Annotated in this window: 5 protein-coding genes; 4 read left to right on the top strand and 1 reads right to left on the bottom strand. The window is 45.8% G+C overall.

Translation table 11 applies throughout. The annotated features are described in order from the left end of the window. The first annotated feature begins 621 nt into the window (after positions 1–621). From K0T92_RS14625 to K0T92_RS14610, 4 genes are all read left to right on the top strand, one after another. Positions 622–927, top strand: a complete 306-nt coding sequence (locus K0T92_RS14625) for a hypothetical protein (protein ID WP_219873212.1) — start codon at positions 622–624, stop codon at positions 925–927. A 26-nt stretch (positions 928–953) separates the two neighbouring features. After that, positions 954–2,696 (top strand): hypothetical protein, encoded by a 1,743-nt coding sequence (locus tag K0T92_RS14620; RefSeq protein WP_219873211.1) that lies wholly within the window; start codon positions 954–956, stop codon positions 2,694–2,696. Between the two features lie 596 nt (positions 2,697–3,292). After that, positions 3,293–3,649: an AbrB/MazE/SpoVT family DNA-binding domain-containing protein gene (locus K0T92_RS14615; RefSeq protein ID WP_246628163.1), complete on the top strand. Its 357-nt coding sequence runs from the start codon at positions 3,293–3,295 to the stop codon at positions 3,647–3,649. A 1-nt stretch (position 3,650) separates the two neighbouring features. Continuing rightward, positions 3,651–4,043: a type II toxin-antitoxin system death-on-curing family toxin gene (locus K0T92_RS14610; RefSeq protein WP_219873210.1), complete on the top strand. Its 393-nt coding sequence runs from the start codon at positions 3,651–3,653 to the stop codon at positions 4,041–4,043. A 390-nt stretch (positions 4,044–4,433) separates the two neighbouring features. Here K0T92_RS14610 and K0T92_RS14605 read toward each other — a convergent pair whose 3' ends face one another. Beyond that, entirely contained in the window at positions 4,434–10,100 is a 5,667-nt protein-coding gene (locus K0T92_RS14605; RefSeq protein ID WP_219873209.1) for a 5'-nucleotidase C-terminal domain-containing protein, read from the bottom strand. Positions 10,101–10,134 lie beyond the last annotated feature (34 nt).

Below are 10,134 nucleotides of genomic sequence, written 5' to 3'. Positions count from 1 at the left end.
ATATTGATCTAAACCATGAGCTTTGCAAGTCGTAACCGAAAAAGCCCTGATACCTTAATCGGTATTAGGGCTTTTTCGGTTATAAGAAATACGCAGGGTTTTTAACAGTGTAAGTTCGCCTCCACCATGTAAATCCACAACCGCATGAGGTTGTGGATTTTTGCTATTTATAAGCAATAAAATTAGTTATTATATAAAGTGAGCCTAAATAAAAAATATGCTTCCCTATATTAGATGGGCTATATAGCAGAATGTGTGAAAAAAGCATGGCACCTATATTCGGTAGTAGAAGATACTTCAGTGTTTTATTTCAATATGATGATTCTATATCTCAAATGTGGTGGGGGTTACGCGTTGTTTATTGATTAATATTTGTAATTCTTTCTTTGCGAATCAACCGTAGTGCCCATTAAAATGCTGAAAATGACAAGGAGGTTTTAAAGCGAAAACGCATCCAGTTCACTAATTCCGAAACTGATATCACTGGAGGTATTAGTCAAAAAAATCAATAGAAGTTAGCATAATCACTAATTAATTAGAGAATTTGTGTATAGTTAGGATGTACTAACCTAATTTTGGATTTAAAGGTGCAACTATTTGACTGTAAGAGGAAGGGTGAAAATGAAAAATACACTTGAGAAAAGAATTAATAATATTGCTGGGTTTGCACAAATACTTAGCAAACAACTGGTACATTCAGGCAACGAATTGACAAATACAGGAGCATTACCGAGCAATGAGTTGGCTTCGAATATTCAACATTTATTAAGTGAGTTTGACTTACTTAAAGAGGAAATGATTAATAGTTTTAACAGTATAGATTTCCCTATAGTAAATGAAGTCACTACTATTTACGGAATGGTTGAAGAATATTATCGATTAGAACGCAGTTCTTTAGGGTCTTGCCTAATAAGAACAAACAGATAGTTCAGTTGGAGCCATTTTCTTTGCTAATGTATCCATTGAACTTACCTGAGCCAATCCTGAAAAATGAAAGAATCAGTAGGAGATTTTATAATGATTTATCAAAAAAAATACTTCTTCCAAAGTATATTAAGTTCAATAAAACTGATACACTAAAAGCTTTTTCTTTAACTAAAGTTCCTAACGTGATTGAAATAGCAGATAAGAGTATGGAGAGCGTAACAGTATCTTTGGATGAGGATTCCATGAATGTTGAAATAGACGGGGATCAAGAAAATGAAGATGAATTAGAAGGGAAAGCGAATTACACTCACGTGTCAAGTCCAGTAAATTATATCGGGGATCTGACAAGCAAACTACAGAGTTCCATTGAACAAGATACGAAACAGATCCATGATTCGGAAACAGGGGATTCTCAAAAATTAAAGGATGTATTTTGGAAATTAATGTCGGAAGGTAAACTTGCATATGCTTACCGGATTGCAGAGCATTTTGAGCGTGAAATAGAACCTTTTATACCTGCTCGTCTGATGCATTCTTTAGTCCTTGCTCAACATATTAGGCATAATTCTGGAGGGCTTATGCATGCGTTAAAAGCAGATTACGAGGTGTTAATCTCGCAAATTGAAATGGGACCAGGACTCAATGAGGAAACCCGGAATCTTCTTGCGGCAGCTGTTCTCCGATCAGCTATCCTAGCGCCAAATACCAATAGTAACCAAATCATAGTGCAACTTAGCTTTACTGGTAGTTTATACAACTGGATGAAAGAAGTGGATTCTTTCGGAAGATCGTATGTACCTTTAGATCTTAGTGTGTTACGAAATATTCGTAGTGAATCAGGATGGCAAACCGAACTAAAACAGCTTCAGGTAAGAACAAACGATGCTATTCATAGATTAAAGTCGATTCGTATAACATTCCAACCAGCTCTAAAAGTTTGGAAAAAGTGGTTTGAGCCAAATGGCTTTATTCTTTCATTACTGCAACCTGTATTAGTTAATGATATTAGTCAAATCGAGTGGCTCAAAGAGCAAATTAAGAAATACTCTGATCCAAGTGAAACTAAGATTAAAATAAACCATGCGGATCGATATGAAGTGGAGCGCTCGGCGAATAGACACGAAATTATTGGAAGAACTCTAATTCAGCTTCAAACAAATATTATGGAAGTAATTGATTTAGCGCGTGAGTGGGTAGATCTTGTAGAAACAAAACCAGGGAATAATAAAGAATACTACCAAAGACAAGCGAAAATGCTTCAAACTGCATTGAAAAAATTACATACTTCGGTATTTAAAGAGTTAGAAGATGATAGAGACTTATCGTTCCCTGTTAGGGTGAGTCGATTAATTTTGGGAAAAGCTATACAAAACGTTTATGATTTATTTGATCCTGAAATAATGATACACAACAAAGAAGCAGATCCTTTTGTTATTTTAAATGAAGACTTATTAATGATTCCGGAAATAGGGCTAAGAGAAAACTATGAGCTTATTGATGATTATATTCCTATTTCCATTCTATTAAATGCCATTTTATCTCCTGAGCCAACTCCAACACAAGTGTTTAATTCAAGGCTTGAGAGGGAAGATTTGGAAGGTGCGAGTCTTATCTTGAAAAAGATTGTACTAGATGAGGATCTTCATGAAGAGCTTCAGCGTAAGTATGATAAAAGACTTAAGGAATGCCGTGAGTCACTTCTCCACAATATTAGAGATGCTGTAAAGAGAGTGGAGCTTGATTTTACACTTAATAAGGTGGTGCTATAATTACAGTACTACCTTATTCCTCCTTTAATAATTCTCTCGACTTATAGTTATGAGATTGATATAATTTTACATGCGGTCTATGGTAACACTTTCAGTAGAAAGGAAACCAAATGACTGATTACCAAATATTACAATTGGTGTTTATGGTGTTGTTTGGAGTACTTGGTGTGATGACGCCGCTTGTCATCGTCCTTGTTGCTAACAACGCAAAGAAGAAAAAATAGGCTGAAAGTTAGTGCTTTACATTAAGTATCTTAACCAAATTCAGAGTATGCTATACCGAGCAAATAATACCCAAGCAAGTTGGTCCCTTGAACAATACTGCCACTAAAACTGATCGTGTACTTGGGGATAGGTCGTATGCGTAGGTCAAGTAGAAATGAACTCGGGATGCTTATAGTAGGGGAACAAAAAGAGGACGTAAGCCACTACGTCCTCTTTTTGTATTACGTTCGAATTATCCCGAGATCTAGTGACCGATAAGCAACTCAAATTTTAACTCCCAATAAAAAACGAAGGATAATCGAATGTCCTTTTGAATACGGTGGTCAATCGCATTCGCCTGAAAGTCCAAATAACACTACCTGATGCTACAAATGATGTATGGTCTTTTAATAGTACACCCGAATATAGAAATACACAACACTAAATATAATTGGGAGGAGAGTGGTTACAGTGTCAAAGTGACAAATGATAATGTGAAGCGTTATTCCCGAAAAATTGGAAGAATGGGCAACGGCCTGGGAGTAAGCTTGCCAAAAATTCTGGCTGAAAAGTTAAATGTCTCGCAAGGCGATGAGATCGAATTTATTGAAAATGATCGCGGTGAAGTCGTATTGAAAAAGGCTAGGAAAGGTCAACTCCCCGATAATGTAAGGCCAGAGGTTCTTGAAGCTTTCTTTGACGTGTTTGAAGAAGACGAAGGAATCCTTGAGGATTTAAGGGACCGATGAAATGACAACATTCCTGACCAAAGAAGAGGTTATTTCAGCCCACTACTTTATGATGAAGAAAATGAACGATGTAGACCAAGCAGTTGTGAAGGATCACGGCCTGCTGGAATCTGCGGTACATAGACCCCAGCAAAGTGTTTTTGAAGAAGATGCTTATCCAAATTTATATGACAAAGTCGCGGCCCTACTAGAGTCTCTAGTGAAGAATCATTGCTTCCACAATGGTAATAAACGTACCGCCTATATGGTAGCAAAGTCATTCCTTATGTTAAATGGAAAACACTTAAAAATGGAACGTACATATGCGGTGGAATTTATCGTGGATATTGCAAAAGGAGTGTATTCGTTGGAGAATACTGCACGTATATTGAAAGAGCATTCCGTAGACAAATGAATAATAGGGCGCCTGCTCAGGTGACATCGGATCTGTGACTACACCCGTAGATGCTTATGTGGCGATGTCCTCGGACAGGGGATCAAATCCCCTCGCCTCCATGTACGCTCTAGGGCGCAAGTCCCGAACGTGATATTCGATCGGCTGAGTTCGAATCTGAAAACATATTCGCACTCCAGAATTCGCTGTAGAAAGTCATCCAATCTTGAATTTCTTTGAACGGGGAGGCGTTTAGACTAAATCGCGTTTCTCTGCCGACTTTTCGGTCAAGTACCAGGGCGGCCGTCCTAATGACAATGACCGCAGGGCATACAAAAGAGTCCCGGCCCACTCGCGAACGAAGTGAACAAGGACTCTTTTTCCTAAACGGATTCCCGTTTGCTTAACTCCTTATTGTTGATTACTCTTCATGTACTCCAGCACGGAAAGCAGCAGCGTAACGGCTTCAGCTCTCGTTGCGTTTAATTGCGGCTTGAACCGGTTGTCGCCCATACCTTGAATTAAACCCGCATCGTAAGCGGCCGCAATGTATGGACGGGCCCACGCCTTGATCTGATCGGCATCGGCAAAAGCAGGTGCCGCTTTCGGGTTGACCTCAATGTCCTGTGCACGTACCAGAATAACGATCATCTCCGTCCGTGTCAACGGATTCGACGGGCGCAGCGTATTATCCTTATAACCTGTGATAACTTGGTCCCGGGTCAATTGAGCGAAGAATGATCGTGCCCATACCGGCACTTGATCAGCATCCGCAAAGTTCAGTTCGCCGCCCGAAATAATCTCGAGCTTAAGCGTTCTGCCGACCATCGTTATAAACTCCGCTCTTGTCGCTTTGCTGTCAGGACGGAACGTGCCATCTCCGTAGCCGCTAATAATGCCCGCTTCTACTGCCTCGACTATCGACTCCGCAGCCCAGTGGCTGCCCACATCCGTGAATGAAACTGCTGGCTCCTTCGGAGTAGACGTTGGCGTTGGCGTCGGTGTTGGCGTTGGTGTTGGTGTTGGCGTCGGTGTTGGCGTCGGTGTTGGCGTCGGTGTTGGCGTTGGTGTTGGCGTTGGCGTTGGTGTTGGCGTTGGCGTCGGTGTTGGCGTCGGTGTTGGCAGAGGACTGCCGTTCAAATCGACGATCCTTCCTTCGACAGCGGAGGTAGCCGCCGTAATTCTTCCAACCTTCTGAATATATTTCGTAAACACCTCGTAATCCGGCAAATACAGCAGTTTGACGCGTCCCTCTTTATAAGCCTTCTCCAGCGAAGCATAGAAATCTCCGCCTTTGGCCGTGAACGCATTCGTTGCCACTTCATAGGTCGCATTCCAATCAAGCGGAACGTAGCTGTTGCCGTTCTTCACCTCTACGCGCACGATGCGCTCGTTTACCGGCTTGGTCGAATCGTAATCGAACCTCATGCCCGCAACATGCGGGAAGCGGCCGTCCTTCGTCGTCGTAATCGTGGAGACGCCGTTTTCAAGCGCATCCTTGATTTCTTGACCCGTTAACATAATCGTAACCAGGTCGTTATTGAACGGAAGAACCGTCAGCACTTCCCCTTGCGTAATCGGCCCCACATTTATCGAATCGCGAATGCCGCCGCCGTTCTGCAGCGCGATGACCGCATTCGTGCCGGCCGCTTTCGCCGCGTCCAGCATACCGTCGGCGATCAGGTTGCCGAGATTCGTTTCCTTCGAGCGCACGTCTGTCCTTACACCGTTCAGCATAACGTCCGTGTTGCCGACCTCAGTACCCGCTAGCTCAACAATACCCGGCTTATACTTCGTATCCAGGATCGCTTTGGCTTCGGCGTCCTCAGCCAGATTATATGCCGTTCCGACCTTCGCATCAACGGAGATCAGCTCTTCGTCCCACTCCGTCAGAACGCCTTCATCATTAAACATGACTTCGAGCCTGCCCAGGAATTGGCCCTTCTCGCCAGCTTGTACGATCAGCTTCGGCGCGTTCGGGTCAGTATCGTCGACAACCGCTTCATCCAGCTTGGTGTGGCTATGTCCGCCGACGATAATATCGATGCCTTCTACCGCTTTAGCAAGCTCAACCTCAGCATCGTAGCCCAGATGAGAAAGCACGATGATTTTATTAATACCTTGCTCCTCCAGCATGGCAACCGCAGCCGCCGCCTTAGCCTCTGCATCTTCGAATGTGACGTCGCCAGGAGAAGCGATATTCGCCGTATCCTCCGTCGTCAAGCCGATAATTCCGACCTTCTCACCATCAATATCCTTAATAAGCGCCGGATAGATAGTCTTGTCGCTGCCAGGACTGCCGATTTCATTCTTGAACATTTGCTTCAAAATCGCATCATTCGAGAAGTTCACGTTGGAGGAAACGAATGGGAATTCCGCATTGCCAATAAAATCAGCAAGCACCTCAGAGTTCTTGTCGAACTCGTGGTTGCCGAACGTCATCGCATCATAACCGACCAGATTCATGAATTCGAGATCCGCTTGGCCAAGATACTTATTAAAATACAGCGTACCTGAGAATACGTCTCCCGCATCGACGAGAAGCGGATTCGTCGCGCTAGCTTTCGCATCCTTGATCGCCGTCACGCGACGCAGAACGCTGTTTGGCGAATTGGTCGTATCCAGGTTCGCATGCGTGTCGTTCGTGTGCAGTACTGTGAGCGGGAACCCGGACGGCTTCCTCAAGTCGATCTGCGCCATGACCGCGTCGTGATCGGATACCCGGCCGTCTGACGGCGAGAAGTCTGCGTTCAAGTGAACGATGTCCGGCACAGCATTTGCAGTCAGGTTGTTGCTGACCAGGATATGATCAAGCACCTGCGAATTGCCGTCAAACGTATACGTATAACGTTCGCTCCGCGGCAGCTTGTCGATCAAATTGTAAAGCTCATTTCCTTTCAAAATCTTTGCCGTATCGGTGAACTGGAAGTCATTCAAGTCGCCAAGGGCAACAATATTGGCTTCCGGATTTTTCGTCAGCACGTCTTTCACAAAGCTGTTCACGATTGCAGCAATGTCATGACGCTGCTCTTCGCTGGACAGTACCGGAGGTTGAACGACACCGAATGGCCCATTGTCGCCCCCTTTCGAATTGAAGTGGTTGGCGATGACAATTACTTTCTCTCCGTTAAATTCAAATTGAGCCGCAAGCGGCTTGCGCGAGCTGTTGAATGCGCTGTTCGTTGGGTCGATCCGTCCCGGATTGTAGGTCAATTCATTGCTATGGGCCCTGTACCCTACAGCTTCAGTCGCGGAACCTTTCCGACTGTTCACGCTGCCTGACAGGCTTACACGGTCCGGATTATATAGGAAACCCACGCGAATATTTCCGCCTGGCGCTCCGCCATCCTGCTTGTTCTGTGGAGCGATATCTGTGTATACATAATCAGGACCGCCAGCAGCTTTAATCGCTGCGATCAAATCGGATGCATCCGCCTCGACCATGCCGGAATCAGTCTCGCCGTTGCCGTCCTGCATCTCGACGACGCCGATAATATCAGGCTTCTTCATGTTGGATACGATGGATTCGGCTAATTTCTCCGTCTTGATCGCTCCTACTCCCGGGTAATAGTTTTCAATGTTATAGGAGGCGATTAATAATTTGTCTTCATCGACTTCAAGAGTAGTTGTTTCCCGCTGAAATGTACCTTGAGTAATAGCAGGCAAGCTGCTCCATGCCGGAATCACTTTGAAATTACCGTTGTTATAGCCAATAACGCCTGTTACGTCACTATTGAATTTGTCGCCTGTGCTGACTTGCTGACCCGGATCGCCATATGCGATCAAGAGACGCTGCGGATTCAGGTTATTCAGCTCTTTCAGTACCAGTCCTCCCGCAGCTGTAAGGACATCGTTTGCATCATTTTCAATTCTTGTCGGTATATTGAACAACTTGGAATTGCCGCTCCCGCTAGTCCAATAAGGACTGAGGATCGTCGGTTTCGGCAGCTTAACGAGCATGCCCTCCAATGATTCATAGAAGTCGATTGCATCTTCTGCAGGTTGGAACTCCGTCATAGGAATGGTGTCATTGTCGATAATGGATGATGGAATCACTCTCCCGTTCTTGCCAAGTGTGACTGGTTCAGGCACCATATGGTTGGAAGACAGGATTGTCCTAGTTGTCATCGTAATTTGTGTAGACGTCAAATTGCTGGTGCTTCCTTCATTGTATTCGGATACCGTACCCGTTACCGCAACCGAGTCCCCGATGGCCGGCTTCAGCGATTCATTCGTGCTGTATACGAAGATACCTTCGGAAGTATTGATGTTATTATCCGGATTCGGGTCCTGCATGAAGAAGCCTTTGTAACTGCCGGTGGCAAAATTGTAACCGTACTGCGTTACGATGCCTTCAATATCCGTAACAGTCTGACCGGCATATTCCGACGTATGAGACTCGCCTTGAATATCGTGGATGCGCGGTGCTTCCGAAGCCTTGTACTCGAATGTGTAAACATTGCTCGTCTGACCGCCAGCAACGGCAATCGCTTTAATGACGACGTCTTCGCTCACCGTAATCGGCGCGTTATAGAGCTGGCTTGAAGCTGTCGGGCTGGAACCATCCAGCGTGTAGTAAATCGCCGCCCCGCTCGACGGGCTCGAGAGTGTTACCGGGCTTCCGATGATAATACGGCCTGCTCCGGGGCTTGCCGTTACCGAAAGCATATCCTCTACCAGCGCGCCTTCGTTAAGCGGAATAAACTGATAATCCGCGTTATACTGCTTAATAACGCCGGTAATTTTTGCAAAGGTACTGTTTTCTTTGAATTTGGACAGGTTGGAGTAGATCGTGAATGTACTACCGCCCTGGCTTGCTGTTACTTTACTTCCGACAACGCTGACGATGGTCACATCCTCAAGCGTAACGAGCTCAGCTTCGTGAGCCTCGCCGTTTGCCGCCGACAAATCCGCCGCCGTCAACAGCTTCGGTTCCGGTATACCGGCGTCCTGCTCTACGACTTCATACGTGAGCCCGGATTGAGGCTTAATTTCCTGCAGACTGCTGTAGATATCCATGGTACCGCTGACTTCGACAAGGTCTCCGACCTCCGCGAACGACGAGAATCCGTACAATACCAGCCCGGCAGTCTCGTCCTGAATGTACATCTCCGCTCCGTCAATATGCGTCACAACGCCTTCCGTCCACACATTTTGCGCCTTTGCAGCCGTGCGGGCTGTGGCAACATCCGACTTCTCCAATATCGTATAGTCAAAAGTCGACTCTGGGCTATCCGGCATGCCATGCGCCTGCGCGTAAGCCTTGATCGTTGTCGCTTCGCTTATTGTGATCCGTCCTGCATACGGCTCAAAGTTTTCCGTTCCGCCCGAACCGTACACGGCCGCATAAACAGAGGCGCTCACTGTTGCCGAGCTTAAGGAGATCTCCGTGCCTGCAGGCCAAGCATTTGGTGCAGGCGAAGCTATAACAGGGCTTACGGCAAGCGCGTTGTAGCTGCTGTTGCGCGGGTCAGGCATTTTGACTTCGAAATCCGCTGCGTTGCTATCCGTATCCTCTCCGCGACTACCTCCCGAAGCGCCTGCAGCCTCCTTCCGTATGGCCGCTGTCGTGTTTGATAAAGCAGGGGTCGGACTCGTCTCCGATAAGTTAGCGGTTCCGTAGCCTACCAAATCGATTGTAGTACCAGAACTGTCAACCAAATCTACTTTCCCATTCGTGCCACTCAAGGCTAACGTTCCGCCTGCATCGGGAGCGGGCAAATCCTTCGTCCCGCCAGTGCCTGCCGATTGCTTAATCAAAAAGTAGCCTTTCGCATTAATCGTGCCGTTTAATGTCGTAACATTAGTACTATCAAACGGGTTAGCAGAACTGGCATAGCGTACCTTCCAATTCGTCATCGTGACTGGAGAATCGGTCGGATTGTACAACTCGATAAAATCATTTTTATACTCAGCCCCACTGTTGCCTCCGCCCCCGTATACCTGCGAAATCACAACATGATTAGCCGCCGCTGCCTGTACTGGGACGCCTACACTTCCGAGCGTGCTGCCGACAATCATAACAGCCGCCAGCACCATACCTGTCTGTCTCTTTACAAGTGAAATCCAATGCCGCATGTTACTTTCTCTCCTCTCTCCTACCTAAAATTGC

It is taken from the genome of Paenibacillus oenotherae (genome assembly GCF_019443105.1).
Taxonomy (GTDB): Bacteria; Bacillota; Bacilli; order Paenibacillales; family Paenibacillaceae; genus Paenibacillus_Z; species Paenibacillus_Z oenotherae.
The sequence above is the reverse complement of the archived record's forward strand: the minus strand, read 5'-3'. Positions and strand labels throughout refer to the sequence as shown.

What these genes read in the sequence shown, in the direction of transcription:
- K0T92_RS14615 (WP_246628163.1), top strand. Translation starts at nt 3,293, where the DNA reads ATGATGTATGGTCTTTTAATAGTACACCCGAATATAGAAATACACAAC.
- K0T92_RS14625 (WP_219873212.1), top strand. Translation starts at nt 622, where the DNA reads ATGAAAAATACACTTGAGAAAAGAATTAATAATATTGCTGGGTTTGCA.
- K0T92_RS14620 (WP_219873211.1), top strand. Translation starts at nt 954, where the DNA reads ATGTATCCATTGAACTTACCTGAGCCAATCCTGAAAAATGAAAGAATC.
- K0T92_RS14605 (WP_219873209.1), bottom strand. Translation starts at nt 10,100, where the DNA reads ATGCGGCATTGGATTTCACTTGTAAAGAGACAGACAGGTATGGTGCTG.
- K0T92_RS14610 (WP_219873210.1), top strand. Translation starts at nt 3,651, where the DNA reads ATGACAACATTCCTGACCAAAGAAGAGGTTATTTCAGCCCACTACTTT.